Origin of the sequence: Streptomyces ruber, assembly GCF_014648075.1 — a bacterium.
Lineage (GTDB): Bacteria > Actinomycetota > Actinomycetes > Streptomycetales > Streptomycetaceae > Streptomyces > Streptomyces ruber.
The window spans coordinates 310,487-337,019 of sequence record NZ_BMQK01000006.1 but is presented as its reverse complement, the minus strand read 5'-3'; the positions used below and the strand labels follow the sequence as shown (position 1 = coordinate 337,019).

Below are 26,533 nucleotides of genomic sequence, written 5' to 3'. Positions count from 1 at the left end.
ACCGCGGCATCGGCGGCCCGGTCCTCTCCGCGTCGAGCTACTTCATGAAGTCCCCGCCCGTCCAGTACTTCGACGACGAGGCCCGGGAGAACGTGGAGAAGTTCATCAAGGGCGAGGCCGAGCGCTGACCCGGCCGTCCCGGGGCCGGGAGGCGGTCCCGGGCCCGCGTGGCGGCAGGGGGCGACGCGGTGGCACGCCCGCCGGCACCGGCGGGGCCGGCGCTCCGGTGACCTGTACCGGCGACCAGTCGCTGTACGGCGTGCCGGCGATGCTGGACGGGACGGCCCGCCGCTGGAGCGCGTGAACCGCACCGGCACCGGGCCGTACCGGTGACCGATCCGGAACGGCGGCTGCTGGGCCCGCTGGAACGTGCGGACGTCGAACGAGCCGTACAGCAGGAGCAGGCCGAGGCGGTAGTGGCTGGTCCTTGCCCTGACCTGTCCGGCGTCCGAGGTGTGCCGTCCTGGAGAGCCCTTCACCGGTGTCTGACGAACCGTCAGAGAGGCTGGCATCCGGCCGGCACGAGTCCTGAAGAACCCGTGGAGAGCTGCCGGTCCGAACAGGGATGGGACCGACACCGGAGTCCGACGTTCCGTCCATGGTGCCGAGTCGCGCCAGGAGATGGCGTTCTCGCCGGTGAGGCGGCGGGCCGTGAGGCCGGTCGGGCACGGCGAGGCGGATCATGGTTTCGGAGCGGACGGACAGGGGCTAGGGCACTTCTGACGGCTCTTGGTCGGACATCATCCGGCCGGGCGGCACTACGCAAGGCGACCCGCGAGGCGTCGGCTGACTCATCGGGCCCGCCCACAACCGTCCGGGGACGGTTCCAAGAGCCGTCAGAAACGGCCTAGTGGTCACGGGCGAGGCGTCGGTGGAGCATCGGCCGGCCCGGGGTCCGCGCGACCGCCCACGGCTCTCGGACCGGGGGGTGCGGTGCTCGACGGGCAGCGGTACGCCGGGCGTGGACGGCGGGCCGCGCCCCGATGCCGGCCGCGCTCGGCCGACTCGTGCTCAGCCGGCAGCCCCGCGGCGCGCACCGCGGTCGGCTTGCCCGGTGGGCCGAACGAGGATCTCGTCGGCATCGGCCGCCTCCGCGTCCGTGCCCGCGCCCGTGGCACGGCAGGGGCGCGGCCGTGACTGGTCACACGGCATCGCGCGGGGCGTCGCCCGGCATCCCGGGGGACTGGGTGATCTCTTGTTCGGCGGCTTCGATGATGGCCAGTACGGCGGCCGCCGCGGCCGCGGGATCGCGGGCCTCGACGGCTCGCACGACGGCGCGGTGACCCGGCAGCGAGGCTTCGACCGCGCCGGGGGTCTGGGTGCTGATGAGGAAGCTGTGTTCCAGTGCGATGTCGACGGCGCGGCCCAGTGAGCCGAGGAGACGGTTGCCGCTGGCGTCGAGCAGGGCACGGTGGAAGGCGATGTCGGCCTCGACGTAGCCGCTGCGGCCGGGGGTCGCCGCCGCGGCTTCCATGGCCGCCAGGGAGTCGTACAGGACTCGTACGTCGTCGGGGCCGGCCCGGCCGGCGGCCAGCCGGGCCGCCTCGGGCTCGACGATCCGGCGCAGTTCGCCCGTGTCGCGCAGCAGAGCCGCGGCGTCCCCGGCCTGTTTCCAGCGCAGCACGTCACGGTCCAGGTGGTTCCAGTGCTCCGGGGGCAGCACGCGCGTGCCGGTGCGCGGGCGCACGTGCAGCATCCCCTTGGCCACCAGCGCCTTGACCGCTTCCCGCACCACCCCTCGGCTGACGCCGATCCCGGCCGCGAGCGCGTCCTCCACCGGCAGCGGGTCCCCCGGCTCCCACGCGCCACCCACGATGCGCCGCCCGAGTTCGTCGACCACGCGCTGGTGCGTGGTCAGGAAGTGCGCCACGATCTCCGCTCGCCCCCTGGACGCCATTCATCGAATCATTTAATGATTGCGTCCCAGGGTACGGCCCGCGGGCCCGCACCCGGCAACGCCCCATGCAACGCCCGATCACGAAGCTGACGACGCCGGAGCCACGGGAGTGCCCACATGACCGACGGTCAGAAGACGAGCCGCCGCAGCCAGGCGTGGTTCGGCGCACGGGGCCGCAGCGGGATGCTGTACCGCTCCTGGATGCGCAACCAGGGACTCGGGCACGAGGTGTTCGACGGGCGTCCCGTCATCGGCATCGCGACCAGCGCCTCGGAACTCGCCCCGTGCAACACCCATCTGACCCAGGTCGCCGAAGCCGTCAAGCGCGGCGTGTGGCAGTCGGGCGGCCTGCCGCTCCAGTTCCCCACCATGGCCACCGGCGAGACCCTGATGCGTCCCACCGCCATGCTGTACCGCAACCTCATGGCCATGGAGGTCGAGGAACTGATCCGGGCCAATCCGCTCGACGGTGTCGTCCTGCTGTCCGGCTGCGACAAGACGACCCCCGCCATGCTCATGGGCGCCGCCAGCGTCGACCTGCCGGCCGTCATGGTCACCGGCGGACCGATGCTCAACGGCAAGTACCGGGGCCAGGACGTGGGATCCGGCACCCACGTGTGGAAGTTCGAGGAGGACCTGAAGACCGGCCGGATGACCGAGGAGGAGAGCTTCTTCGCGGAAGGGTGCATGGCCCGCTCCAACGGCCACTGCATGACGATGGGGACCGCCTCGACGATGGCCTGCATGGCCGAGGCGCTCGGCATGCAGCTGCCGGGCTCGGCCGCCTGGCCCGCGGTCGACTCCCGGCGGATGGAAACCGCGCAGGCGGCGGGGCGGCGCATCGTACGGATGGTGGAGGAGGACCTGCGGCCCTCGCGGATCCTGACCCGCGAGGCGTTCGAGAACGCCGTCCGGGTCAACGCGGCCATCGGCGGCTCCACGAACGCGATCATCCATCTCACCGCCCTCGCCGGACGCGTCGGCGTCGACCTGCGCCTGCGGGACTTCGACGAACTGGTGCGCGCGGTGCCCACCCTGGTCAATCTGATGCCCAGCGGCAAATACCTCATGGAGGACTTCTGCTACGCGGGCGGACTGCCCGCCGTCATGGCCGAACTCCTCCGCGGCGAGCTGCTGCACGGCGAACAGATCACGGTCACCGGACGCAGCGTCGCCGAGAACACCGGGACCACCGACGACACCGCACGCGTCGGCTCCGACGTCATCACCGGCCTCGACGCCCCCTTCCAGCCGGCCGGCACCGGTATCGCCGTCCTCCGCGGCAACCTGTGCCCCGACGGCGCCGTGATCAAGCAGTCCGCCGCGTCACCGCATCTGCTCACCCACCGCGGCCCCGCGCGCGTCTTCGACTCCCCCGAGGCCTATCACGCGGTGGCCGACGACCCGGACCTCGACATCGACGAGAACACCGTCATCGTCATCCGCAACGCCGGTCCCAAGGGCTACCCCGGCATGCCCGAGGTCTCCAACGTCCCGCTGCCAGCCAAGCTGCTGAAGGCCGGTGTCAAGGACATGGTGCGCGTCTGCGACGGCCGGATGAGCGGCACCGGGTACGGGACGGTGGTCCTGCACGTGGCGCCCGAGGCCGCCGTCGGCGGACCCCTCGCCCTGGTGCGCGACGGGGACCCCGTCGTCCTCGACGTCCCGAACCGCACCCTGCGCCTGGACGTGGACGACGCCGAGCTCACGCGACGCCGGCAGGCGTGGAAGGCCCCCACCGAGCGGCACACCAGCGGCTACACCTGGCTCTACACCCAGCACGTGGAACAGGCCGACCGGGGCGCCGACTTCGGTTTCCTGCGCGGAAGCCGTGGACACGAGGTCCCCCGCGACTCCCACTGAGAGCCTGAGTCCGCCCCGGGCGACCGCACCCCTCGCATCCAGGAGAGCATCGATCGTGGAATCGGCAGCAGCGCGCCCTCGTCCGCTCCTCACAGCCGGCTCCGTCCTGCCGGAGGACTCGGACCGCGCCGCCCTCGTCGCGCGCGTCCACCACCCGGAACAGGGCGGGCCGTGCGTGGCCGCGGTCCGCGGCGATCAGGTCGTCGACCTGACGGCCACCGTGCCCACCGTCTCCGACCTCATGGAACGCGACGACGCGGCGACAGTGGTCCGTGAGGCCGAGGGCGGACACGTGTGGCGCCTGGACGAACTGCTGGCGGCACCGGCCGGCCGCCGTGACGTTCCGCACCTGCTCGCCCCCGTCGACCTGCAGGTGATCAAGGCCGCGGGTGTCACCTTCGCCCGTAGTCTGCTGGAACGCGTCATCGAAGAGCGCACGGGCGGCGATCCGGCGCAGGCCGCGCGGGTGCGGGCCCGCGTCGGGCAGGTGGTGGGCGGCGCGCTCGACGGCATCCGTCCCGGATCGCCGGAAGCGGACAAGGCCAAGGAACTGCTCGTCTCCGAAGGACTGTGGTCGCAGTACCTGGAGGTCGGGATCGGGCCGGACCCGGAAGTGTTCACCAAAGCCCCCGTACTGTCCGCGGTCGGCACCGGCGCCGACATCGGAGTACTCGGCGCCTCGGTGTGGAACAACCCCGAGCCCGAGGTCGTCCTCGTCGTGGACTCGCGCGGCCGGGTACGCGGCGCGACGCTCGGCAACGACGTCAACCTCCGCGACATCGAAGGACGCAGCGCCCTGCTGCTGTCCCGTGCGAAGGACAACAACGCCTCGTGCGCGATCGGCCCGTTCGTCCGCCTGCTCGACGACGGCTTCGACCTCGACACCGTACGCGGGCTCGACGTCGACCTGCGGGTCGACGGCACGGACGGCTACGTACTGCACGGCAGCAGTTCCCTGCGCGAGATCAGCCGCGACGTCACGGACCTGGTGGCCGCCACGCACGGTCCGCACCATCAGTACCCGGACGGCTTCGTGCTGTTCACCGGAACGCTGTTCGCCCCCACCGAGGACCGACAGGCACCCGGCGCGGGCTTCACCCACGTGTACGGCGACATCGTGCGGATCTCCAGCCCGCGGCTCGGCGCCCTGGTCAACACCGTCGTCCCCAGCGAGCAGGCCGCGCCGTGGACGTTCGGCGTACGAGCGCTGATGCGCAACCTCGCCCGGCGCGGCGTGCTGTGAGACGACGAGAACCCCTACGGTTACGCCCGGGCGACCGGCTCCTGCACCACCACCGTGGCGTGCAGGCGCCGCGTGTGATCCACGTGGCGCTCGGCTCCGGTCAGCGTGACCCTGGCCGTCAGGCGCGGATCCGCGCTGGAGGCTGCCAGCCGCACCTCCAGCTCGCCCGGTTCGACGACGCGCCGGCCGTCGCGTCCGGTGAAGGAGGCGACGTCGGCCGGGACCGTGACACGCAGGCGCCGGGCATCGCCCGGCTCCAGCGCGACCCGGGTGTAGCCGACGAGGCGCTGCACCGGCTGGACGACGGAGGCGACCGGGTCGTGCAGATAGACCTGGACGACCTCGGTGCCGGACCGCCCGCCCGTGTTGCGGACGGTGAAGGCGAGGGTGAACTCGCCGTCCGTCGGAGCCTCCTGGGCGTCCACGGTCAGGTCCGTCCAGTCGAACCGCGTGTAGGACAGGCCGTGACCGAAGGCGAACGCGGGGGTCGGGTCGACGCAGGACACCTTGCTCGCGTGAGCGAGCCGCGCTCCGAGGTACGTGGCCGGCTGGGAGCCCGGCCCGCGCGGCACGCTGACGGGGAGACGTCCGGAGGGGTCGGTACGGCCGCTGAGCACCCCGGCGATCGCGTGCGTGCCCTCCTCACCCGGGAAGAAGGACTGCACGATCGCGGCGGACTCCTGCACGGCGCGGCCGAGGGCGTACGGTCGTCCCGCGAGCAGCACGGTGACCACGGGTGTCTCCAGGTCGAGCAGGGTGTCGAGCAATTGCTGCTGCGCGCCGGGCAGCACCAGCGACTCCACGTCGCATCCCTCGCCGCTGGTGCCCTGGCCGAAGAGCCCGGCGCGGTCGCCGAGCACCACCAGGGCGACGTCGGCCTCGCGTGCCACCCGGGCGGCCTCGCGGATGCCGGAGAGGTCCCCGTCGTCGATCCCGGTGCCGCGGGCGACGGTGATCTCGGCTTCGGGGAACTCGGCGGCGAGCGTGTCGCGCAGCGTGGGCAGTTCGATGCCCAAAGGGGTCCCGGGGTGGCGGACGCCGATGTGCTGGGGGAAGGAGTAGCAGCCCAGTACGGCGGTGGGCTCGTCGGCGTGGGGACCGAGCAGGGCGATGCGGCGCGGCCGGTCGAGCGGCAGGGTGCCGTCGTTGCTCAATAGCACGACCGCTTCCTCGGCGACCGTGCGGGCCAGCGCGCGGTTCTCCGGACCGTCCAGGTCGATCCGGCCGCGCAGGGCGGCCGGGTCGTCGAGGTCCGCCCCGTCGAGCGCGGCCGGCACGGGGTTCCAGTCCGGGTCGAGCAGGCCGAGTGTCACCTTCTGGGTGAGGACCCGGCGCAGGGCGCGATCGACCAGCGTCTCCGAAACGCGCCCGTCGGCGACGGCCTCGGTCAGGGGCACGCCGTACGTCTTGACATTGGGCAGTTCGACGTCGACGCCCGCCCGCAGCGCCGTGCCGGCGGCGCCGGCCCAGTCGGCCGCGACACCGTGCAGGGTTGTCAGGAAGGCGATGGCGAAGTAGTCGGCGACGACGGTGCCGTCGAAACCCCAGGTGTCGCGCAGCAGTCCGGTGAGCAGGTCCTCGTCGGCCGCGGAGGGCATGCCGTCGGTGTCGGTGTAGGCGTTCATCACCGACCGGGCGCCGCCTTCGCGGATCGCCATCTCGAAGGGAGGCAGCAGCACGTCGGCGCGCTCACGCGGGCCCACGGAGGAGGGAGCGAGGTTGCGGCCGGCGCGTGAGGCCGAGTAGCCGGCGAAGTGCTTGAGGGTGGCGACGATCCCGGCGGACTCCAGGCCCTGCACGTAGGCCGTTCCGATGGTGCCGACGAGGTACGGGTCCTCGCCGATGGTCTCCTCGACCCGGCCCCAGCGGGCGTCGCGCACGACGTCCAGGACGGGCGCGAGTCCCTGGTGGACACCGACGGCACGCATGTCGCGGCCGATGGCGGCGGCCATGCGCCGCACCGTGTCCGGGTCGAAGGTGGCGCCCCAGGACAGCGGGACGGGGTAGGCCGTCGCCCCCCAGGCGGCGAAACCGGCCAGGCACTCGTCGTGCGCGAGGGCGGGGATGCCGAACCGGTTCGTGGCGGCGATCCGGGTCTGGGTGCGGGCCAGGGAGAGCGCGCCCAGGGCGGGGTCGACCGGGACCGTGCCGAAGGGCCGGGTCAGCTGGCCCAGTCCGGTGGGCAGGAGCGCGTCGAGATCGACGGCCTCCTCCATCTCGTGCTGGTGCGGGGCCACTTCACCGCCCTGGTCGGAGGCGCCCACCCACACTCCGTACAGCTGGGCGGTCTTCTCCTGAAGGGTCATCACGTCGATCAGGGCGTCGACCCTCGCGGTGACGGGAACGGCGGGGTCGTTCCAGAGGGGGACTCCGTGGGTCTTCTCAACGGCCACGTCGGTGTTCACTTTCCTCCTCCGCCCGTCAGGCCCTCGACCAGGGCGCGACGGGCGAACAGGTAGACGAGCAGGACTCGGGGCGGGGCAGGTCGGCCGGGGGCCGGTCGCCGGCCACGGCGCCGGCGCCGGTCAACGGCTGAATCCGGCGGTCAGACCGCTCAGCAGCTGGCGGCGGCCGAACGCGTACAGCACGAGGACGGGCAGCGTGGTGAGGACGACAGCGGCAAGAACGGCGGGGACATTGACCCCGTACTGGCCCTGGAAGGTCCACAGTGCGAGCGGCAGGGTCCGCTGGTCGGGACTCTGGGTGAGGACCAGCGGCAGCAGGAAGCCGTTCCAGATGGTCAGTGCGTTGAAGATGGTCACGGTGAGGATGGCCGGCCGGGTGAGCGGTGCCGCCAGCCGCCACAGTGTCGTCCATTCGGTGGCGCCGTCGACCCGCATCGAGTCGAACAGTTCCTTGGGCACGTCGCGGACGAAGTTGGCGAGCACCAGCACGGACAGCGGGATGGCGAAGGCGGTCGACGGGAGGATCAGCGCCGGCAGGCTGTCGTACAGGCGCAGCCTGATGATGATCAGATAGACCGGGATCACCGTCGCCTGCAGGGGGATGGCCAGGCCCATGAGGAACAGCCCGTTCATGGCGCGGAGGGTTCGCATGCGCCAGCCGCGGACGATCGCGTAGGCCGCCATGAAGGAGAACAGGACCGCCGGCACCACGGCGCCGGCGGTGACCACGACGCTGTTCACGAAGTAGCGGAGGAAGTCGGACTCGAGGACCAGCCGGTAGTTCTCCAGGGTCGGGTCGGCCGAAGGCACCAGCGGGTTGCTCGCGTAGTAGCGGCTCTGGGCCTTGAAGCTGGTGATGAGGGTCCAGTACAGGGGCACGGCGACGACGACGAACCAGAGCCATCCGGCCAGGCCGCCGGCCCAGTTGCGCCGGCGGGCCGCCGGACGGGAGGGGCGCTGCCGCGCGCGGTGGGTGCCCTTCTGCGGTCGTCGCGTCTCGGTCGGCGTGGTGGTCACGTCAGGCCCCCTCGAGTTGGCTCGCGCCGGCGTCCCGGCCGCCGAGCCGGCGCAGCAGCAGGGCGAGGGCCAGGCCCACCAGGACGAGGATGACCGCGATGGCGCTGGCCGGTCCCATCAGGCTGGCCTGGAATCCCCGCTTGTACATGTCCAGTGCGAGGACCCGGGTGGCGTCGCCGGGTCCGCCCTCGGTCAGGACGAAGATGAGGTCGAAGAAGGTCAGCGACCCGACCACCATCAGGGTGGACGAGGTGATGATGGTGTACTTCAGCTGGGGCAGCGTGATGCTGAAGAACTGCCGGACCCGTCCGGCTCCGTCCAGCTGCGCCGCCTCGTACAGGGACTTCGGAATCTGCTGGACACCCCCTTGGTAGATCAGGGAGTGGAACGGGACGAACTGCCAGGAGACGACGAAGACGACGACTCCGAACGCGAGCCCGGGCCGCCCCAGCCAGTCCTGGCTGAGCGCCTGGATCCTCAGCCCGGCACCGAGCCCGAAGTTGGGGTCCAGCAGGGCCTTGTACGCGAGGGCGATCGCCGCGGAGCTGAGGGTCACCGGGACGAAGTACACCACGCCCAGCACCGCACGGTAGCGCTGTCGGCCTGCCAGGAACGTGCCGATCAGGATGCTCAGCGGCGTCTGGACGGCCCAGGACACGGCCATCACCAGGAACGTCACCCACAGGGCGTGCGGCAGCCCCGGGTCGGTGAGCACCGCACGCCAGCTGGTCAGCCCCGACGGCTGGATGGCGCCGATCCCGTCCCACGTGGTGAAGCTGAGGGCGAAGACACCGACGAGCGGAATCACGGCGAAGCCGGCGAAGACCACCAGCGCGGGTGCCGCCAGCCACGGCAGGATGCTGCGCGGTTCGCGACGCGGCGGGCGGCCGGTGAGTGCGCTCATGTGCCGGTGACCGCGTTGAGGTTGCGGGCGAACTGCTCCGGTGAGACGGAGAGCTGGAACAGCTTGACGATGTTGTCCAGCAGGGTCTCGGCGGCCGTCGGGCTGAGCGCCTGGTCCCAGGACTGGGTGAACACCTCGGCCTTGCTGGCGAGGTCGTAGGTGAACTGCAGGAAGTCCGCGCTCTCGGAGGCGGCCAGCAGCTTCTCCGTACCCAGCCGGATCGGGACCGACCCGTTGCCGATCCACTTCTTCACCTCGTCGTCCTGGAGGACGCCGGTGGCGAAGAAGTCCTTGGCGACCTTCTTCTGCTCGGCACTGGCCTTCGAGGAGATGGAGAGGTACTGGGCGGGGTTGCCGACGGCGCCGCTCGGATCGCCCTTGCCGCCCTCCACGGGTGGGAAGTTCATGTAGCCCAGCGCGCCGCTGGAGACGAAGTCCCCGCCGTCGGTCTTCTGGATGCCGTACGACCAGGCCCCCTGCAGCATCATCGCGGCCCGTCCGGTGTACAGGAGTGCCTGGTCGGCGTTGGAGTCCGCGGTGATCGAGGAGAAGCCCTTGACGAACCCGTCGGCTTCGACCAGCTCCTGCACCTTGGTCAGCGCGGTGATGGCGTCCGGGTGGGACCAGGCGTCCTTCTCGCCCTCGACGATGGCCTGGAACACCTCGGGACCGCCGATGCGGTCGAACAGGAACTCCAGCCACATCATGTTCGTCCACCGGGACTGACCACCGAGGGAGAACGGTGCTATGCCCTTCGCGTTGAACCGGGGCACCAGCGCCATGATGTCGTCCCAGGACTGCGGTGGTGCCACGCCGACCTGGTCGAAGACCTGTCTGTTGTAGTAGAGGATGATCGGCTGCACGGTCTCGCACGGCATCGCGTAGACCTTGCCGTCGACGGTCGCCGCGCCGAACGAGGACGGGAACAGCCGCTTCCTGACCTCGGGGTGCTCGTCGAACCACGAGGTGAGGTCCTCGACCTGGCCCGCTTCCGCGTAGGTGCGCAGCGTCCCGCCGCCCCAGCCCCAGATGACGGTGGGCGCCTGCCCCGCACCGATGGCCGTCTTGATCTTCGTCTTGTACGCGTCGTTCTGGAAGGTGGTGTCCGCTATCTGATCGTCGGGGTGGGCCTTGTTGAACGCGTCGACGGCGCCGGCTCTGACGCCTTCCTGCGGCTGGCCGTTCAGATACCAGTACGTGGCCCCACCGCCGCTCTTGCCGGGGCCGGACGAGCCGCAGGCCGCCAGCGCCGCGGAGACCGGCACGCCGGCGGCCAGGCCGAGGAGGGTACGTCGGGAGAGCGCCATGTTTTTTCTCCGCACTCGAGAGCCACCGGCTTCTCGTGAGTAGTGGTGAAAGGTTTTCGAAATAGCGTTCTTCGAGCTCCGTGCGTGCAAGCTAGGTTTCGGCCTGACGCGCTGTCAAGGTACGTGCAGGGGCGTTGTGGGGCCGCAGTTAGCTGCATAGTCTCGGGCTGCAGTGGCCTGGGGGAACCTCGGCACGTACCGAAACAGTTTCGAAACGGTCCGGTGAAAGGTGGGGGTGGATGTGCCGGCTGCGGCTGACGCACTGTCGGTGCAGGTCATGCCGCGCCGACAGGGCCCGGTGCCGCCCCTGCCGGACCGGGGCGTCGCCCTGCCGGACCGGGGCGTTGCCCTGCCGGACCGGGGCGTTGCCCTCCTGGCCGGGACGACGGTGAGGGGCGAGACCGCGCAGCCCGGCAGCCGCCGGGTCGGCGACTGGCTGGGGGGTGCCGGCGAAGGCGGCGACGGACAGACCGGGAGTCTGCGGGCGGTGCCTCTGTCGAATGTGTTCACGGGAATGCGAGGCGATCCGTCGGCAGAGGTCGCCCGACATGGCCGGTCACCTCACGCTGCCGGCCTGGTCCGGGCGTTCACGGCCGGTCAGGAGGGCGCGGCGGCGATCGTCCCGACCGGCCGGGGCCTGCCTACGGGACTGCGGGTGCGGGTCCCTCGCCGCCAGGACGCTCGGGCAGGACGGCTCGGCAGCCGGCCCGCTGCGCTCGTCGGCGGCTCCGCGGGCGGGCTCGGTGGCAGGGTGCCGTACGGTTGACCGGTTCCACCCGCGTTGCCGGTCCGACCGGCGGCTCACCACACCGGTGGACGTGAAGCTGGGAGGAACCGATGCGAGCGAACGCCAGGCGCACCACTTTGGCCGACATCGCCCGAGCGGCCGGGGTCTCCGTAGCGACCGTGTCGAAAGTGGTCAACGGTCGCGGTGACGTGGCGCCGCAGACTCGTGCCCGGGTGCAGGAACTTCTGCATCGGCACCACTATCTCGCGCCCGTGTTCCGCCACACCGAGGCCGTCGAGAGCCCGACCATCGAGGTGCAGTTCGCGGGCGGCCTCAAGGCGTACGTGGCCGAGACGCTGGAAGGCATCATCGATTCCGCCGCCGAATCGGGGGCCTCGGTGGTGATCAGCAAGGCGTCCCGTGCTCCGCACTGGGCCCGGGACCTGGTCTCGGCCGGGCGCCGCGCCGTCATCGCGGTCACCAGCGTGTACACCACGGCGCACCTGAAGGAACTGGCCCGGTCCGGGCTGCCGCTGGTCGTGCTGGACCCGCTGCACCTGCCGGACAGCCGGGTCAACAGCGTCGGGGCGACCAACTTCGCCGGCGGCCTGGCCGCGACCCGGCACCTGCTCTCCCTGGGCCACCGCCGCGTCGCCTATCTCGGCGGACCGGCCACGGCCGTGTGCAACCAGGCACGCATGCACGGCTACCGCGCCGCCATGGAGGCGGAGGGAGCGCAGGTACCCGACGCCTACGTCCGGACCGGGGAATTCACGTACGAGACCGGGCTGTTCGGCGCCGCGGCGCTACTGGGCCTGCAGGAGCCACCGACGGCGATCTTCGCAGGCAACGACGAGATCGCCGTCGGTGTCGTCGAGACCGCCCGCGCCCGGGGTCTGCGCGTCCCCGAGGACATGAGCGTGGTCGGCTTCGACGACACGAGCCTCGCCCAGATGGCCTCACCGCCACTCACCACCGTGCGCCAGCCACTGCGGGAGATGGGTGGTGCCGCCCTGCGCACCGCCCTCCGGCTGGCCAACGGCGAGAAGGTCGAGTCCCACCACATCGAACTCGCCACCGAACTCGTGGTACGCGCCTCGACGGCGCCGCCCCGCGAAGCACCTCCGGCACCTTGATGATCGCAGGTGAGAGGTGTTCGGGCAGGATCGGCGAACCGGTCGGAAACGTCTCCCGCGCGGGCCGCGGTGAGCTGCTCGTGCACGCGACTGGTCGTGAAGCGGGGAAACCGCCCTTGACCTGCAGAAGCCCAGGCAGGGAGCAGACGGATCGGGAGTTTCTCCGTGTTCCGTACGATGATCTGCGTGAGGCGTTCGATCGCGGCGTTCCCGGCGCAGAGGCGCCCACCGGGTACTGGCTGTCCAACCCGCCCGCCGACACCCCACTCGCCGAGCTGGTCCGACCGGCCAGGGTCCGCCGGCGCATCGGGCACGACTACCGCGAACACAAGCACGGCCTGGGCCTGCACCACTTCGAGGGCCGGTCCTGGACCGGCTGGCACCACCACGTCACCCTCGTCACCGCCGCCCACGCCTTCCTGACCGAGCAGCGCCTGGCCCCAGAAGTCCCCGCACCGGCCTCACCCTCTACCAGGTCCTCGACGCCCTCCAGAGCATCCTGAGGTGCCGGACCGGCACCTGCACCACCTGCCGACAACCCCTGCCCCCAACACGCAGACCAGCACCGACCCAACGGAGTCCTACCAGGTGCGGCCGGGCGGGGCCGTCCTCGGGACCTATGGCCGCAGGGTGAACCAGGTGATCTTGCCGTCGTCGGTGGGGCGTACCCCCCAGCTGTCGGCGAGGGCGTCGACGAGGAGGAGGCCGCGGCCGGACTCGTCGTCGGGGGCTGCCAGGCGTGGCTGGGGCAGGTGGGGGCTGTGGTCGCTGATTTCGACGGTGAGTTCGGTGGCGGTCCGGCGCAGGTGGAGGCCGAGCGGGCCCTGGGCGTGCTGGATGGCGTTGGTGAGGACTTCGGAGACCAGGAGCCGGGCGTCGTCGGCGAGGTGGGCGCAGTCCCAGGTGGTGAGGGTCTTGCCGAGGAAGCAGCGCCCGTCGCTGACGGCGGAGGAGAGGGCGGGCAGGTCGGTGGTGGCGGTGGCCAGCGGGGCGGCGGGAAGCCGGGCCAGGAGCAGGGTGACGTCGTCGTCGTGGCCCTCGGCGTCGGGCAGCAGGCAGGTGAGGATGTGGTCGGCGGCGGCTTCCAGGCTGTCGGCCATGGCGAAGGCGTCGTCCAGGGTACGGGTGAGGTGCGCGAGGCGGCATTCGATGTCGCTGCCGGGGGTTTCGATCAGGCCGTCGGTGTAGAGGACGAGTGCGGCGCCGGGCGGGACGGCGGTGCGGGCCTGCTGGTGGAGGATGCCGCCGACGCCGAGCGGCGCGCTGACGGGGGCCTCGATCTCCCGCACCCCGCCGGCCGGGTCGGCCAGGAGGGCGGGCAGGTGGCCGGCCGAGCAGACGGTCACCTCACCGGTGTCCGGGGCGAGGATCAGGTAGCAGCAGGTGACCAGTTGGTCGGGCAGGTCGAGGTCGGTGACGATCGCGTCGAGGGCCTGCATCAGCTGGCGGGGTTCCATGCCCGTCTTGGCCAGGGCGTGGGCGGCGGCTCGCAGCTGGCCCATGACGGCGGCGGCGTCCAGGCCGCGCCCCATCACGTCGCCGATGAGGATGCCGACCCGGCCGGCCCCCAGGGGGAGGAAGTCGAACCAGTCGCCGCCCACCCCGGCGCCCTGGGTGGCGGGCAGGTAGCGGCTGGCGGTGGCCAGTCCGGGTATGGCCCGCGGGGTGCCCATCAGGCTGCGCTGGAGGGTGAGGGCGATGTGCCGCTGCTGCTCGTACAGGGCGTGGAGTTCGGCCTCGGCCCGCTTGCGGTCGCTGATGTCGCGGACGATGGCGCACGCCCCCTCGACCGTGCCGTCGGCGGCACGGGTGGGCCACAGGGTGACATCGGCGTCGAACAGCTGCCCGCCGCGGGTGACGCGGAGCGTCTCGAAGTGCTCGATCTTCTCCCCGCGGGCCAGCCGTTCCAGGAGCGCGGTGATCTCGGCGGTGCGGTCGGGCGGAGCGAGCATCGTCACGTGGTGGCCGAGCACCTCCTCGGCGCTGTAGCCGTACAGCCGCTGGGCGGCGGCGTTCCAGTACGTGATGTGCCCGTCGAGGGTCTTGGCGAGGATCGCGTCCTGGGAGGACTCGACGAGGGCTGCGAGCTGGTTGATGTGCTTCTCGGCGGCTTTGCGGTCGCTGACGTCGCGGACGGCGGCGGAGACGAGGAGTCCGTCGGTGGTCTCGAGTGGGCTGAGGCTGATCTCGACGGGGAACTCGGTGCCGTCCTTGCGCAGCCCGTGCAGTTCCAGGCCGGCTCCCATCGGCCGTACCTGCCGGGTGGCGGCGTAGGCTTCCCGGTGCCTGGCGTGCTGGGGGCGGAACCGGCCGGGGATGAGCAGTTCCACGGGCTGGCCCAGGAGTTCCGCGCGCCGGTATCCGAAGAGGGACTCGGTCTGGGCGTTGACCAGCCGGATACGGCCCGCGTCGTCCACGATCACCATCGCGTCCGGCGCCGCTTCCAGCAACCCCCGGAACCGCTGTTCGGCGGCTTTGCGGTCGCTGACGTCGCGGACGGCGGCGGAGACGAGGAGTCCGTCGGTGGTCTCGAGTGGGCTGAGGCTGATCTCGACGGGGAACTCGGTGCCGTCCTTGCGCAGCCCGTGCAGTTCCAGGCCGGCTCCCATCGGCCGTACCTGCCGGGTGGCGGCGTAGGCTTCCCGGTGCCTGGCGTGCTGGGGGCGGAACCGGCCGGGGATGAGCAGTTCCACGGGCTGGCCCAGGAGTTCCGCGCGCCGGTATCCGAAGAGGGACTCGGTCTGGGCGTTGACCAGCCGGATACGGCCCGCGTCGTCCACGATCACCATCGCGTCCGGCGCCGCCTCCAGCAACCCCCGAAACCGCTCCTCCGCTTCCCCCGGCCCGGCACCCGGGGAAGCGGCACCGCAGCGGCAGGACGGCGGCCCCGCCGCTACGGCCTCGCTCGGTGACGCTGTACTGAACTCGTCCATGTCGGCCCCAACCGGCTGGCACGTCTACGGTGAATGGGCCATTACAGCGCATCGACGTCCCTCGCATCCCCGGATGCTCTCTACTGCTCCGCCCGCGGCCGAACCTGCCCCCTTCGCTTCGACGAACCATCGCTCGTTGGCCGGGGGAGGGCATCCGGCGGGAAGCGCGGGGAGCGCCGGCACCCGGAAACCGTCCATCGTGGGCTCGGCAACACGACCGACAGGCCACTTGAGGAGCAGCCGACGACAGAGCTGCCGGCCGAGTGGTTCAGCCGGGAATGCCTGAGCCGATGCCATCTACCGAGGCGAGAGACTCTCCCGTGCCCGGACGGACGCGGTCCGCTTCGCCCCCGGTGCACACACCGTCCGGCACGCGCACGGCCCGGGCCGGACCCTCCACATCGCCGAGGGCATCTCCCTGATCCAGTCCTGCGGCGGCGAGATCCTCGGAGGCCGCCCGGGCGACGTGATCCGCACCCCGCCGGGCGGTATGCCCAGGATGACGGGCCTCTCCGTTTCCACAGGGTGCAGCAGTGCGGCCAGTTGCCCGCCCGCAGCGGCTCGGTCGCCGTAACGCATCGTGGTGCTCCCGTGTGCGAGGCATCCAGGGGCGCGGGTTCAGTGCGGCAGGGATGCCGCGGCGATCTCCCGCAGCCGGTCGCGCTTGTCGTTCAGTCGTCGCTTCTTCCGACGCCAGGCCAGCCATGCGCGCGGGTGCCGCAGCGCCGGACGGTGCGTGCTCCAGTCGTACACGGCGAACTGATAGCAGATGTCCTCGGCCAGCAGATGCAGTACGAGCGGCTCCTGAGCCTGTGCCCGGCTGACCGTTCGACCACAGAAGGAAAGAGACCACTCGCCGTCCGGAAGCGGCGACTTCCCGGACCGCGACCGGGACTTGGGGTCCGGTTGCATACCGACCTCCCCTTCGCTGCTCCGGCCGGCAGGACGCGCCCGCCGAGGGCACGTCCTCTCCTCTTCACCATCGGCCCGCGCACGGCGGTCGGTCAGGGGCGGACCGGCCATCGTCACGGGCCGAGCGGCCCCACCTCGGTGCTGTGCGGCCCCGCTCAGCGCGTGCTGCACCGTTCCCTGCCGCCCACGTGCGCGCCCCTATGTCATCAGCGGGCGAAGCCGGGCCGGTCGCACCTCGGCCCGGGACCGTTCGGCTGGTGGAACAGTCCCGCTGGACCGGCCGTCAGGAGTCCCGCGCGGTGAACGGCGTTCCCCGAGTAGGTGCCCTGTGGCCCTCGTGGGAAGCCGCGTCGGTCGATCCCCGTTTGTGCACCGTGCGGGTCCAGGTGACCGAGAGGCGATCACCCTCGTCGGTGACGTCGGTGCCCATCGCGGCGCAGGCGGCGGTGAGCCGGGTGGCGATCCAGTCGTACTCCTCCGGGTCGGCGAGACGCGTGCGGCAGTGCTCCAGGGCGATCGGGACCGCCTCGGTGCGCCGCACACCGTGCTGGTCGCAGGTGACCAGCCAGAGCAGGCCCAGGTCGTTGCGCAGGGCCGGATGGACGGCGTAGTCGTCGATGAAGTCGCCCAGGTCGAACAGGACGTCGCGGGTGAAGCCGTGGAAGACGTGCGCGGAATGCCCGATGACGAGGTCGGCTCCGGCCTCGGTGAGAACGGGGGCGGCGCGCCGTACGTGCGGGACGGGGCGGGCGGTCATGTTGGGACCCCAGTGCACGCTGACCAGAACGAGATCCATGTGACTCCTGAGGGTGTGGATGGTGGCGGTGAGCCAGGTGGGCACACCCTCCCTCCACAGGTCGGCGTAGGCCACGCCGGGCCGGTCGGTGTCCGCGGCGAACTCGGCCGGGTGGTCGGTGACGGCGACGAGGCCGATGCGCAGCCCGCCGGCCTCCAGGACGAGCGGGGCGCGGGCCTTCTCGAGGGTCGCCCCGGCCCCCACGGTCCGGACGCCCGTCCCGGCGAGGAGCGTGCGCGTGTCGAGCAGCGCCTCGGGACCGTGGTCGAGGGCGTGGTTGTTGGCCAGGAAGACCGCGTCGACACCGAGATCGGCCAGCACGCCGGCGGCGCACGGCGGGGCGCGGAAGTGGAACGTCTTGCCCGGCAGGTCGACGGGGCCGCCCCGTGCCGAGACGCAGCATTCCAGGTTGAGCAGGAACAGGTCCGCGGCCCTGGCGGTCCCGCGCACCGCGGGGGAGAACAGCTGGCGCGGCGGCCGGTGCGCCAGTACGTCGGCGACCCTCCGGCCCAGCATGGTGTCCCCCGCCAGGGCGATGGTGACGGCCATGGTCTCTCTCCGCCTCCCCCTTCCGTCCGCCCTGCCCGGTCACAGGCCCCGGGCCAGCACGATCTCGTGGGCCAACCGGGCACCACGGGCGCTGCGGGCCGCTGTCACCCGTGTCGTTCACAACCGTGCGCTCAAGACCCGCGACGAGAGCCCGCACGGCCAGTACCAGGCTTTCCACCTGCTCCTCCAGGGTCCGCACCCGCTGTTCCGACTGCTCGGCCGTGTCCGGGGTCCGTCCCGCCCGGGTGACGCCGGCGGGGCTCGCGACAGGCTCGTTCGGGGGATGCATGATCGCCTCCGAAAAACACACGCGTGGCCAGCGGCCTCCAGGCTCGTCCGCCCGCGTCGGCTCTCGTATCCACCTCCCAGTGTCACTTCCGCCGAGGACGGGCGGGAGGGCCGGAAGGGCCGTCGCCGACGGCGGTCGGCCGCCGGCCGGCCCGCGGCCGTCGTGGACGACATGATCAGCACAGGTGCGACGGTGGAAGCGGCGGTCCGTGTCCTGCTCGCCCGCGGAGCCGCTTCGGACATCACCGTGGCCGCGGCCCACGGCCTCCTGGTGGGAGACGCCCTCGACCGGCTGGAACAGCTCCCGCTCCGGCGCCTGCTCGTCACGGACACTCTTCCCACGGGGCGGACGCGGACACTGCCACTCCAGGGGCGGCCGGTGGCTCCGCTGCTCGCCGACGCCATCGACCGCCTGCACGACAACGAGCCCTTGGACGCTCTTCTGATGCGCACCTGACTTCGCCCGGGAACCTTGGCTCCACCGAGTACCCGATCGGCCCCTCCGCCCAAGCCGCCTGTCGGAGTCATCCTGAAGGGAGACAGGGAGGAAGTGGGCCACGATGCGAGCGCATGAAGGTGACGTGCTGCGGTTCACCGGCAGGACCGTGGGAACGCCCGAACACCGTGCCACCGTCGTGGAGGTGCTCGGTCCGAACGGCGAACCGCCCTATCGGGTGCGCTACGACGACGGTCATGAGACGGAGGTCTTTCCCGGAGCCGGCTGCGTGATCGAACCCCGTCCCGCGCGGGACGTCTCGCCCGGCGGGCGGCCGTAGCGGGACGCGCAGTGACCCGGCTCGGGGGGAGGAGGACGCGGTGGAGCGGCATGACGTGAGTGGCCAGAGCCGACGGCGGGCGGTCGTACAGCCCTCGCGCTCCTTGCCCGGCCCACCGCGACGGCCGGCGCGATGAGATTCTCGGTTCCGGCATCCGGTGTCTCCACGTCCGCTTGAGCGTGTCGGAGCCCGCGTCGGCGTGAGGAGAGGCCGACGGGGTGTCGGCAGGGACCGTCGGTCCCGGGTCGGGGCCGGACGCCCCTGCCGCGGCCCGGGGCGGCGCACTGCAATGGGGACGAGGGGAAGACCGACACGGCCGTGGCACGGCGGTCGGGTACCGCTGTGCTGCGGTGCGCACGCGGGGAGGCGACGTATGCGTTTCGACGACCGCAGGACGGCCGGACGGCTGCTGGCACAGTGCTTGCAGGGCCTGCGCGGCCAGGACGTGGTGGTGCTCGGGCTGCCGCGTGGCGGGGTGCCCGTGGCGTACGAGGTGGCCCGCGCGCTCGACGCGCCCCTGGACGTGCTGGTGGTGCGCAAGCTGGGCGTGCCCTGGCAGCCGGAGCTGGGCTTCGGCGCGATCGGCGAGGAGGGCGTCCGCGTACTCAACGACGACGTGGTCCTGCATGTCCGCTTGAGTTCCGCCGAGCTGGCCGCCGTCGAACAGGCCGAGCGGGCCGAACTCGACTGGCGCGTACGCCGCTACCGTGCCGGGCGTGCGCCGACAGCCGTGGCCGGGCGCACGGCTGTGGTGGTGGACGACGGGCTGGCCACCGGGGCCACGGCCGAGGCCGCCTGCCGGGTCGCACGTGAGAGGGGAGCGACCCGCATCGTCCTCGCCGTCCCCGTGGGACCGCCGCAGGCCGTCGCCCTGCTGAACACTGTGGCCGACGAGGTCGTCTGCCTGGAGACACCCCGCTGTCTCGTTGCCGTCGGCGCCTGGTACCACGACTTCACCCAGACCACCGATGCCGAGGTGACCGCCCTGCTGGCCCGGGCCGCCCGTCCCGAGCCGGGGCCCCCGTCTCCGGCCGCCCCCGATCCGCCGCCCGTGAACCGGGAGGTCGAGGTGAGTGCCGCCGGGGTGCGGCTGGCCGGACGGCTGGTGCTTCCCGAGAGGGCGCAGGCGGTGGTGGCGTTCGCGCACGGCAGCGGCAGCAGCCGGCACAGCCCCCGCAACCGCTACGTCGCCCTCGTCCTGAACCGGGCGGGCCTGGGCACGCTGCTGCTCGACCTGCTCACCGAGGACGAGGAAGACGACCGGGCCACCGTCTTCGACGCCCTGCTGCTCGCCGAACGCCTGCACGCCGCCGCTGTCTGGCTGCGCCACGAAACCGCCCTGCCCACCAGCTACTTCGGGGCCAGCACCGGTGCGGCCGCCGCGCTGGAGGCCGCCTCCGCACCCGGCGCCGACATCCGCGCGATCGTCTCCCGTGGCGGGCGCCCCGACCTGGCCTCCCCGGCCGCGCTGGCGCGGGTGCGTGCCCCGACCCTGCTCATCGTCGGCAGCCGGGACACCACCGTGCTCGGCCTGAACCGGCACGCCGCCGACCGGCTGCGGTGCGAGCACCGGCTTGCCGTGGTCCCCGGCGCCACCCATCTCTTCACCGAGCCCGGCACCCTGGCCATGGTCGCCCAGCTGGCCCGCGACTGGTTCACCGCGCATCTCGCCCGCCCCGCTGCGCCCGTGCGGTCGGGCAGGTCGGTGTGACAGCATCCGGCGATCCGCGGTGCCGCGCCCCGCAGCCGGCTGGCCCTCGACGCCGAGCAGCACACGGAGGACCCGGTGGCCGCTTTCGCCTTCCAGGAGGCGGCCCTGCGTCGAGTGCCGCTGCACGCCCTGCACACCTGGGCACCGGCCGGTCCGGTCCGTGTCTGTCCACGCACCTGTCCGGTCCTCATGCCCTGGCCGCACGAGCGGGACGGGAGCCCTCATCGTCCCCCGGCAGGGCTCACGGCGCGACGGTGGTGGTAGCGGCACAGTCCACCGAGTCCCTCGGCGGGGGCCCCGGGTGTGCCGGGGGCCAGGACGTGTACGTCGGCCGCGGTGAGCAGGGCGGCGCGGACCGGACCGCGGCGTCCGCCAGGCGTGCACGTGCGGCCACGACACCCCGGCGGAGCAGGGTGCGGTGGCGCAGGGCCACGGCGGTGGGAACGGGGCCGACCCAGGCGGTGCGGTGGTCCTCCGGGTGGTGGGTGACCACGAGGGTGTCCGCGTGGGCCTGGGCGGGCACGGCGAGGGTGGCGCGGGCACCGTCGACCGTGGATCCGCCGGGGCGGCGTTCGTCGGCCAGGCGCCGCAGCACGGTGACGGTGTCGTCGGCGGCGCGGCGCAACTCCGCCATGACCTGTGCCGCGCGCGAAGGTCCGATGCGCCGTCCGCGCCGCGGCCGCCGCTGACCCGGTGGATCGTGACGGCCCGTACGTCGCCGGCGAGCAGCAGCAGCCGGGCGCCGGTGCGGGCCGGCGCATCCGCAACGGCGTCGGCGGCACGGGTCGCGTTGTGCTCCCAGGGGTCCTCCGCGCGGTGCCGGTGGCGCATCCGGGACCAGCGGCCGGGGGTGTTCCGCTCGATCTGCGTCGTCGGGGCCGTCCACGGTCCGTGCGACCGGGGTGACGCAACCCCGCGGGTGGGCCGCAACAGGGCCGAGCGGGCTCCTCATCGGGTCGGTCGGCCCGTGTTCCTCCGCGCCCGCGCCCGTCGGGGGAACGCGCTTCGAGCGGGTCGATCCGATGCACGTCATGGGTGAAAGCCCGGGAATCCGTCGCGCCGGGTGGCGTACCGAGGCACCTGAGCATTCCCGGGCAGTGCGGACGCCAGTAGACGGTGTCACACCGCGATGTCCGGCGTGCCCTGGCCGTGCGGTGGATCGAACCGCCGCGCCAGCGCGCTGTCGAGATCGCCGACGACGTCGAAGACCCCGTCGAGGCCCGCCAGTAGCAGGAAGCTGAGGAGAAACGGCTGGTCGAGCACTAGGATCAAGCGCCCGTGACCTGCGCGTACGCGGTGTCGTACGCGCAGCAGCAGCCTCAGGCCGCCGCAGTCCAGGAACGAGACGTCGAGCAGGTCCAGGACCACGAAAGCACAGTCCTGTTGCACCAGTCGGGTGAGCCGGTCCGAGAGCCCCAGGGTGGCGAGAACGTCGAGTTCGCCCCACAGGGCGATCACCAGTGGGTCCCGCCGTGTCCGGACTTCGAGGCCGAAGAGCACGCCGTCCTCGGACATGGTTTTCCTCGTTGAGAATGCGATGCGCGGTACCGGGACGGGGAGGAGCGCTGTGGCAGCCGGACGGGGGAACGACTCTTCTGCCGGGTGGGCGCCGTCCGCATCGCGGTCACGTGCAGGTGTCCGTAAAACGTTGTCGGCGACCACCTGGGTCCGGGGTGGCCATGCGGTAGTGCCACTGTCATACCCCGTCCGTGCACGGTGAATCGGCCGGACGCCACGGAAGACGCCGGCGGTCGGACAGTGAGGAGATCTCGAGCACCGGGCACGCCGCCCGTCGTACGGCCGTCTGGCGCCGAGCCGGGCCGGACGGTGCGCCCGGTCCGTACGGTACGTGCGATGTGATGCCGCGGGTCATGGGGTCGTCCAGGCAGCGTCGAGGCGGTGCGGCGGGTCCGCACCCGGTGTCCCGGTCGTCACCCGGAGGATCACGGCGACGCGTCGAGTCCGGCCGGGACGAGACCCTGCGCGACGAGGGCAGCCAGGTCGCTGAGTCGGTTCCGGCGGGAACGTGCGTGGCGGCGGAGCCGGGCGAACGCCTCCTCCACATCGGTCCCCAGGCGTTCGGCCAGCACACCCTTGGCCTGTTCGATCACGATGCGGGTCTCCAGAGCCGTCCTCAGCTGCGCGATGACCTCGTCCTTGGCGAGCAGGACCTGCCGGCGATCCAGGCGGAGCCCGGCCGCGTCGGCCAGCATCCGGGCCAGGCACATGTCCTGACGGGTGGGAATGGGGGCGGCACTCATCAGATCGAGGGCGCCGCACGTGCGCCGGCGGGTGCGCAACGGCACCGCGGCGACGCAGGTGACGCCCGCGCGCAACGCCCGCGGGACGAAACGGGGCCAGCGCTGGAAGGTGGGGCCGGAGTGGTGCAGCGTGACCGGGGCCAGGACGGTACCGGTGCGGGTACTGTCCACACCGGGGCCCTCACCGAGTTCGAGCTGATCCTCCTCCAGCTGACGGCAGATGTCGTCGGAGGCGGTGAGATGGCCGAGCTGCCCGGCCTCGTCCAGGACGGTGACTCCGGCCGCGCGCACCGTCAGCAGGGTGATCACGCGCGCTGTCAGGTCATGCAGCAGTTCCGGGACGGTGGAATCGTCGCTGTCGGTGGCCAGGTCGAGTACGGCCCGGGCGGCGATCATGTCATGTCGGGTGATGCGCATCGAAGTTCCGTTCCCTCCCCTTCCCGGCAGGCGGCAGCGATCCCGAGGTTGCGCCGGCGCGGGTGGAGCTCGGTGAGTCCTTGCGCCCGGCGACCACGCCGTCGCCTGCCGGCTCATCCGCCTGGTCGCCGGTCACCTGCGGGACCGGTCCCGCAGGGCGGAGGCGGCGGTGCGGGCGAGTCCGTGGAGTGCCTCGCCGGGTGTCAGGGCGGCGGTCAGGAGGCCGGCGGAGTCCGCCGCGGCCCGTGCCGGTGCGGTTCCTGAGGTCATCGCCGTCGGTCCCCTTCCGTAGGTAGGCGGGGTGCGCTCGCCGGGTCCCGCGTACCGGGAAGTGGCGTGTGCTCCGCGGTACGCGGGAGCTCTCGGGCGTCGCTGACTCGGCGGCCGCTGTCCGCGGTCGGTGGACGGGCAGCGGCCGTATGCGGGGAACAGTAGGAGAAGAGGGGAAAGGGCCGACACCCACAAGTGGTGTGACGGGACGGCCCAGATAAGCCGTCTTCGGCGGGCCTCGTCCCGGCAGCCTCGTCCGTCCCGTCAGTCCCGCTCGGGCGGCATCTGCAGCAGGCCGGACCGGGTCGCCGCGACGACCGCCTCCAACTGGCTGTGCGCGCCCAGTTTCGCGATGACGTTCTTCACATGGCCCCGTGCGGTGTGCGGACTCACCACGAGCCGCTCGGCTATGGCGCGGGGGCCGAGTCCCTCGCCCATCAGCCGGAGGACCTGCAGTTCCCGCTCGGTGAGCCCGGCCCGGTCGCCGCCGTGCCGGGCGCGCACAGGCCCGTTCCCGTTCGGCGCCCGCACCGCCGCGACGAGGGCCGTGAAGGCGGACTCCTCGACGTACATCGTCCCCTCGGCCGGGGCACGGACGGCCGCCAGGACGGAGGGGAACGGGCTGTCCTTCGCCAGGAAGCCGGCCGCGCCCGCCGAGACGGCGCCTGCCAGCAGGGCCGGACTGGTGTCCGCGGTGAGCACCAGGACACGGGTGCGCGGGTGCCCGGCCCTGATCCGCCGGGTTCCCTCGACGCCGTCGACGCCCGGCAGGTGGATGTCCATCAGCACCACCTCCGGGCGGTGCGCGGCGACGAGGGGGAGAGCCTCCTCGACCGTGCCCACCGCGCCCACGCACGCGAGATCGGGCTGGGCCCCGATCGCGATCTCGAGCGCTCCTGCCAGCGCCCGCTGGTCCTCGACGACAAGTACCCGGATCATGCGAAGTCCTCACGGACGAGCCCCTCGTCGGCCTGGCCGCGTACGCGTCGTCCGCCGCTTCGCGCGTCGCGGGGGCGGCCCTCCTCGTCGCGGTGCCGTTACCCGAGCGTAGTCGAGTTCCGCCCCTGTCATGTGCCGTCGCCGATGCGTAGGTTGAGGGACGCAGCAGCCACATCGTGGAGGCCTTCCCATGCGCAGCGGTGCCGACGGCGGACATCGTGTGCCGGCAGTGTGTGCCGGGCGGGGCGGTTCTCCGGCCCGTGCCCCTGCGCTCCCGTGCGCCCGGGGGAGGACCGCAGATGGTCCGTGACCCGGTCGCCTACTCTTTTACGCTGTACGTGGCGGGACCGACGGAACGCTCCGAGGCCGCGCGGGCGAACCTGCGGTATCTGTGCGAGACCAGGGTCCCGGGCTGCTACGAGATCGACGTGGTCGACGTCACCGAACGGCCCGAACTGGCGGAGGAGCACCGCGTACTGGCCACCCCGACCGTCATCAGACACACGCCGCCCCCGGAGCGGCGGGTCATCGGGGATCTCGAATCTCAGCGCTCAGTTCGCGCGCTCGGCCTACCGGACCAGGGCGGACCGCCCCAGAAGAGGCAGGAACGATGACTGGCATCGAGAGCATCCGGCGGGTACCCACCGGCATCAGCGGCTTCGACCAGATCGCGCTGGGGGGCCTGCCGGCCGGGCGCTGTGCGCTGGTGGCCGGGACGACGGGGAGCGGCAAGACCCTGTTCGCCGTCGAGTTCCTCGCGCGCGGCGTGCAGAACTTCGACGCCCCCGGGGTCTTCGTCGCCTTCGAGGAGCCTCCCGCCGACATCCGGCACAACGTCGCCTCGCTCGGCTTCCCGATCACAGAGTGGGAGGCGGCCGGGAAGTGGACGTTCGTCGACGCCTCCGCGGACATCGCCGATGAGGCGCCGACGATCGGCACGTACGACCTCGGTGCGCTGGTGGCCCGGATCGTGCACGCGGTCCGCAGGAGCGGCGCACGACGGGTCGCGCTGGACTCCCTCGGTGAGGTGTTCAGCCGTTTCTCCGACACCGGCAGCGTCCGCCACGAGATGTTCCGGATCGTCTCGGCCCTGGAGCCCCTCGGAGTCACCACGGTCCTCACCGCGGAGCGGCCCGAGGAGTACGACGGTGTCTCCCGCTTCGGCGTCGAGGAGTTCGTCCTCGACAACGTGATCATCCTGCGCAACGTCCTGCGGCACGAGCGGCGCCGGCGGACCGTCGAGATCGTCAAGTTCCGCGGCGCCGCCCACCGCACCGGCGAATGGCTGTTCACCATCGGTCCGCAGGAGGGCATCGTCGTCATGCCGCTCGCCTTCCTCCGGCCGCGCGCGCAGGTGTCGACCGACCGGGTCTCGCTCGGGAACGCCGTTCTGGACCGCATGTGCGGCGGCGGCGTGTTCCGGGACGCGATCGCGCTGCTGACCGGCCCCACCGGCACGGGCAAGACACTGACGAGCGTGTTCTTCGCGGCCGCCGCGGTCGAGGCCGGTGAGCGGTGTCTGCTGTACACCTTCGACGAGACCCGCGAGCAACTCGGCCGCACCGCCGCGGGCTGGGGAATCGACCTCGACGCCATGGAGGCCACGGGCCTGCTGCACGTCGTGTCCGAATTCCCCGAGGCGGCATCCCCGGAGGAGCACTTCCTGAGGATCAGGCGCACCATCGACGAGTTCGCTCCCGCCCGTGTGATCATCGACACCCTCTCCGCGCTCGAACGGATCGTGACCTCCCGCGCGCTGCTCGACTTCGTCATCGCCCTCGGCGCTGTCCTGCGGCACGGCGAGATCACGACGCTGCTCACCTCCGCCCCCACCGGCAGGGTCACCCCGACCGTCACGCCGGCGATCGCGATGGAGGTCGCCAGCCTCACCGACGTCACCATCCTCCTGCGGTACGCGGAGAGCCAGGGCGAGATCCAGCGCGGCATCGCGGTCCTGCAGTCCCGCGGTTCCGACCACGACCACAGCATCCGCCGGTTCACGATCGACAGTGCCGGTATGCACATCGGTGAACCGATGCGCGGCCCGTCCGACGTCCTGGGGTCGGCCTACGGGCCCGGCGGCGACCTTCCGTCGCCCGTGTCCCCGGGGGGCGAAGGCCGTCAGCAACAGGACCGGTGGGGTCCGCCGGATCCCGGACAGAGCTCCGATGACTGATCCGCC

At 72.1% G+C, this 26,533-nt stretch carries 21 protein-coding genes and 3 pseudogenes; 10 read left to right on the top strand and 14 right to left on the bottom strand.

Annotation, left to right across the window (positions count from 1 at the left end; all coding sequences use genetic code 11):
- Positions 1-128: pseudogene (locus tag IEZ04_RS16990) on the top strand (inositol-3-phosphate synthase); the annotation flags it as partial.
- A gap of 1,013 nt (positions 129-1,141) precedes the next feature.
- Here IEZ04_RS16990 and IEZ04_RS16985 read toward each other — a convergent pair.
- On the bottom strand, positions 1,142-1,897 hold the full coding sequence (locus IEZ04_RS16985; protein ID WP_189217704.1) for a FadR/GntR family transcriptional regulator: 756 nt from the start codon (positions 1,895-1,897) through the stop codon (positions 1,142-1,144).
- Positions 1,898-2,014: 117 nt separating this feature from the next.
- On the opposite strand from IEZ04_RS16985, the gene IEZ04_RS16980 reads away from it, so the two are divergent.
- Positions 2,015-3,760 (top strand): IlvD/Edd family dehydratase, encoded by a 1,746-nt coding sequence (locus tag IEZ04_RS16980; protein WP_189217703.1) that lies wholly within the window; start codon positions 2,015-2,017, stop codon positions 3,758-3,760.
- A gap of 55 nt (positions 3,761-3,815) precedes the next feature.
- Positions 3,816-5,003 (top strand): fumarylacetoacetate hydrolase family protein, encoded by a 1,188-nt coding sequence (locus IEZ04_RS16975; RefSeq protein ID WP_189217702.1) that lies wholly within the window; start codon positions 3,816-3,818, stop codon positions 5,001-5,003.
- Between the two features lie 20 nt (positions 5,004-5,023).
- Here IEZ04_RS16975 and IEZ04_RS16970 read toward each other — a convergent pair whose 3' ends face one another.
- The 4 genes from IEZ04_RS16970 to IEZ04_RS16955 form a co-directional block, all read right to left on the bottom strand.
- Positions 5,024-7,408, bottom strand: coding sequence for a beta-xylosidase/alpha-l-arabinosidase (locus tag IEZ04_RS16970; protein ID WP_189217701.1), 2,385 nt, complete (start codon positions 7,406-7,408; stop codon positions 5,024-5,026).
- A 120-nt stretch (positions 7,409-7,528) separates the two neighbouring features.
- Complete coding sequence (locus IEZ04_RS16965) at positions 7,529-8,425, bottom strand: carbohydrate ABC transporter permease (RefSeq protein WP_189217700.1); 897 nt, start codon at positions 8,423-8,425, stop codon at positions 7,529-7,531.
- A gap of 1 nt (position 8,426) precedes the next feature.
- On the bottom strand, positions 8,427-9,329 hold the full coding sequence (locus IEZ04_RS16960) for a carbohydrate ABC transporter permease (protein WP_189217699.1): 903 nt from the start codon (positions 9,327-9,329) through the stop codon (positions 8,427-8,429).
- Positions 9,326-10,636 carry an extracellular solute-binding protein gene (locus IEZ04_RS16955; protein ID WP_189217698.1) on the bottom strand — a complete coding sequence of 437 codons (1,311 nt, stop codon included), beginning with the start codon at positions 10,634-10,636 and terminating at the stop codon, positions 9,326-9,328. Before IEZ04_RS16955 ends, IEZ04_RS16960 begins: the two co-directional genes overlap by 4 nt.
- 837 nt (positions 10,637-11,473) lie before the next feature.
- Between IEZ04_RS16955 and IEZ04_RS16950 the strand changes: the two genes are divergently transcribed.
- Together IEZ04_RS16950 and IEZ04_RS16945 are read left to right on the top strand one after the other, a co-directional pair.
- Positions 11,474-12,499 carry a LacI family DNA-binding transcriptional regulator gene (locus IEZ04_RS16950; RefSeq protein WP_189217697.1) on the top strand — a complete coding sequence of 342 codons (1,026 nt, stop codon included), beginning with the start codon at positions 11,474-11,476 and terminating at the stop codon, positions 12,497-12,499.
- Positions 12,500-12,711: 212 nt separating this feature from the next.
- Positions 12,712-13,002 (top strand): annotated as a pseudogene (locus IEZ04_RS16945) (IS701 family transposase); the annotation flags it as partial.
- A 114-nt stretch (positions 13,003-13,116) separates the two neighbouring features.
- Here IEZ04_RS16945 and IEZ04_RS16940 read toward each other — a convergent pair.
- The 3 genes from IEZ04_RS16940 to IEZ04_RS16930 all read right to left on the bottom strand — a co-directional run bounded on the left by IEZ04_RS16940 (position 13,117) and on the right by IEZ04_RS16930 (position 17,689).
- Positions 13,117-15,432 carry a PAS domain S-box protein gene (locus IEZ04_RS16940; RefSeq protein ID WP_189217696.1) on the bottom strand — a complete coding sequence of 772 codons (2,316 nt, stop codon included), beginning with the start codon at positions 15,430-15,432 and terminating at the stop codon, positions 13,117-13,119.
- Positions 15,433-16,050: 618 nt separating this feature from the next.
- Positions 16,051-16,344, bottom strand: coding sequence for a hypothetical protein (locus IEZ04_RS16935; RefSeq protein WP_189217695.1), 294 nt, complete (start codon positions 16,342-16,344; stop codon positions 16,051-16,053).
- A 283-nt stretch (positions 16,345-16,627) separates the two neighbouring features.
- Complete coding sequence (locus IEZ04_RS16930; RefSeq protein WP_189217694.1) at positions 16,628-17,689, bottom strand: CapA family protein; 1,062 nt, start codon at positions 17,687-17,689, stop codon at positions 16,628-16,630.
- On the opposite strand from IEZ04_RS16930, the gene IEZ04_RS35795 reads away from it, so the two are divergent.
- The 3 genes from IEZ04_RS35795 to IEZ04_RS16915 all read left to right on the top strand — a co-directional run bounded on the left by IEZ04_RS35795 (position 17,655) and on the right by IEZ04_RS16915 (position 20,464).
- Positions 17,655-18,434 carry a ribose-phosphate diphosphokinase gene (locus IEZ04_RS35795; RefSeq protein WP_308429808.1) on the top strand — a complete coding sequence of 260 codons (780 nt, stop codon included), beginning with the start codon at positions 17,655-17,657 and terminating at the stop codon, positions 18,432-18,434. The genes IEZ04_RS16930 and IEZ04_RS35795 overlap by 35 nt on opposite strands.
- Before the next feature lie 103 nt (positions 18,435-18,537).
- Complete coding sequence (locus IEZ04_RS16920; RefSeq protein WP_189217692.1) at positions 18,538-18,753, top strand: DUF1918 domain-containing protein; 216 nt, start codon at positions 18,538-18,540, stop codon at positions 18,751-18,753.
- Between the two features lie 373 nt (positions 18,754-19,126).
- The gene (locus IEZ04_RS16915) at positions 19,127-20,464 is read left to right on the top strand and encodes a phosphoribosyltransferase (protein WP_189217691.1); all 1,338 of its coding nucleotides are present in this window, start codon (positions 19,127-19,129) and stop codon (positions 20,462-20,464) included.
- A 241-nt stretch (positions 20,465-20,705) separates the two neighbouring features.
- Here IEZ04_RS16915 and IEZ04_RS16910 read toward each other — a convergent pair whose 3' ends face one another.
- The 6 genes and pseudogenes from IEZ04_RS16910 to IEZ04_RS16885 all read right to left on the bottom strand — a co-directional run bounded on the left by IEZ04_RS16910 (position 20,706) and on the right by IEZ04_RS16885 (position 24,351).
- Entirely contained in the window at positions 20,706-21,098 is a 393-nt protein-coding gene (locus IEZ04_RS16910) for a hypothetical protein (protein WP_189217690.1), read from the bottom strand.
- A gap of 77 nt (positions 21,099-21,175) precedes the next feature.
- Positions 21,176-21,394, bottom strand: a pseudogene (locus tag IEZ04_RS35970) (baeRF2 domain-containing protein); the annotation flags it as partial.
- 189 nt (positions 21,395-21,583) lie between these two features.
- A complete protein-coding gene (locus IEZ04_RS16900; protein ID WP_189217689.1) occupies positions 21,584-21,979 on the bottom strand; it encodes an anti-sigma factor antagonist in 396 nt (131 codons plus the stop codon).
- Between the two features lie 428 nt (positions 21,980-22,407).
- Positions 22,408-23,142 carry an ANTAR domain-containing protein gene (locus tag IEZ04_RS16895; RefSeq protein WP_189217688.1) on the bottom strand — a complete coding sequence of 245 codons (735 nt, stop codon included), beginning with the start codon at positions 23,140-23,142 and terminating at the stop codon, positions 22,408-22,410.
- 132 nt (positions 23,143-23,274) lie between these two features.
- Positions 23,275-23,412, bottom strand: coding sequence for a hypothetical protein (locus IEZ04_RS16890; RefSeq protein ID WP_189217687.1), 138 nt, complete (start codon positions 23,410-23,412; stop codon positions 23,275-23,277).
- Between the two features lie 264 nt (positions 23,413-23,676).
- Positions 23,677-24,351 (bottom strand): response regulator transcription factor, encoded by a 675-nt coding sequence (locus IEZ04_RS16885; RefSeq protein WP_189217686.1) that lies wholly within the window; start codon positions 24,349-24,351, stop codon positions 23,677-23,679.
- A gap of 299 nt (positions 24,352-24,650) precedes the next feature.
- Here IEZ04_RS16885 and IEZ04_RS16880 point away from each other — a divergent pair, with 299 nt between their 5' ends.
- Positions 24,651-24,965 (top strand): circadian clock KaiB family protein, encoded by a 315-nt coding sequence (locus IEZ04_RS16880; protein WP_189217685.1) that lies wholly within the window; start codon positions 24,651-24,653, stop codon positions 24,963-24,965.
- On the top strand, positions 24,962-26,527 hold the full coding sequence (gene kaiC / locus IEZ04_RS16875; RefSeq protein WP_189217684.1) for a circadian clock protein KaiC: 1,566 nt from the start codon (positions 24,962-24,964) through the stop codon (positions 26,525-26,527). Before IEZ04_RS16880 ends, kaiC begins: the two co-directional genes overlap by 4 nt.
- Positions 26,528-26,533: the final 6 nt, after the last annotated feature.

Coding starts and splice junctions, on each gene's coding strand:
- IEZ04_RS16950 (WP_189217697.1), top strand. CDS start 11,474: ATGCGAGCGAACGCCAGGCGCACCACTTTGGCCGACATCGCCCGAGCG.
- IEZ04_RS16910 (WP_189217690.1), bottom strand. CDS start 21,098: ATGGCGGAGTTGCGCCGCGCCGCCGACGACACCGTCACCGTGCTGCGG.
- IEZ04_RS16880 (WP_189217685.1), top strand. CDS start 24,651: ATGGTCCGTGACCCGGTCGCCTACTCTTTTACGCTGTACGTGGCGGGA.
- IEZ04_RS16915 (WP_189217691.1), top strand. CDS start 19,127: ATGCGTTTCGACGACCGCAGGACGGCCGGACGGCTGCTGGCACAGTGC.
- IEZ04_RS16890 (WP_189217687.1), bottom strand. CDS start 23,412: ATGACCTCAGGAACCGCACCGGCACGGGCCGCGGCGGACTCCGCCGGC.
- IEZ04_RS16920 (WP_189217692.1), top strand. CDS start 18,538: ATGCGAGCGCATGAAGGTGACGTGCTGCGGTTCACCGGCAGGACCGTG.
- IEZ04_RS16960 (WP_189217699.1), bottom strand. CDS start 9,329: ATGAGCGCACTCACCGGCCGCCCGCCGCGTCGCGAACCGCGCAGCATC.
- IEZ04_RS16895 (WP_189217688.1), bottom strand. CDS start 23,142: ATGCGCATCACCCGACATGACATGATCGCCGCCCGGGCCGTACTCGAC.
- kaiC (WP_189217684.1), top strand. CDS start 24,962: ATGACTGGCATCGAGAGCATCCGGCGGGTACCCACCGGCATCAGCGGC.
- IEZ04_RS16885 (WP_189217686.1), bottom strand. CDS start 24,351: ATGATCCGGGTACTTGTCGTCGAGGACCAGCGGGCGCTGGCAGGAGCG.
- IEZ04_RS16980 (WP_189217703.1), top strand. CDS start 2,015: ATGACCGACGGTCAGAAGACGAGCCGCCGCAGCCAGGCGTGGTTCGGC.
- IEZ04_RS16935 (WP_189217695.1), bottom strand. CDS start 16,344: ATGCAACCGGACCCCAAGTCCCGGTCGCGGTCCGGGAAGTCGCCGCTT.
- IEZ04_RS16940 (WP_189217696.1), bottom strand. CDS start 15,432: ATGGACGAGTTCAGTACAGCGTCACCGAGCGAGGCCGTAGCGGCGGGG.
- IEZ04_RS16955 (WP_189217698.1), bottom strand. CDS start 10,636: ATGGCGCTCTCCCGACGTACCCTCCTCGGCCTGGCCGCCGGCGTGCCG.
- IEZ04_RS35795 (WP_308429808.1), top strand. CDS start 17,655: ATGGTGTCCCCCGCCAGGGCGATGGTGACGGCCATGGTCTCTCTCCGC.
- IEZ04_RS16985 (WP_189217704.1), bottom strand. CDS start 1,897: ATGGCGTCCAGGGGGCGAGCGGAGATCGTGGCGCACTTCCTGACCACG.
- IEZ04_RS16930 (WP_189217694.1), bottom strand. CDS start 17,689: ATGGCCGTCACCATCGCCCTGGCGGGGGACACCATGCTGGGCCGGAGG.
- IEZ04_RS16900 (WP_189217689.1), bottom strand. CDS start 21,979: ATGTCCGAGGACGGCGTGCTCTTCGGCCTCGAAGTCCGGACACGGCGG.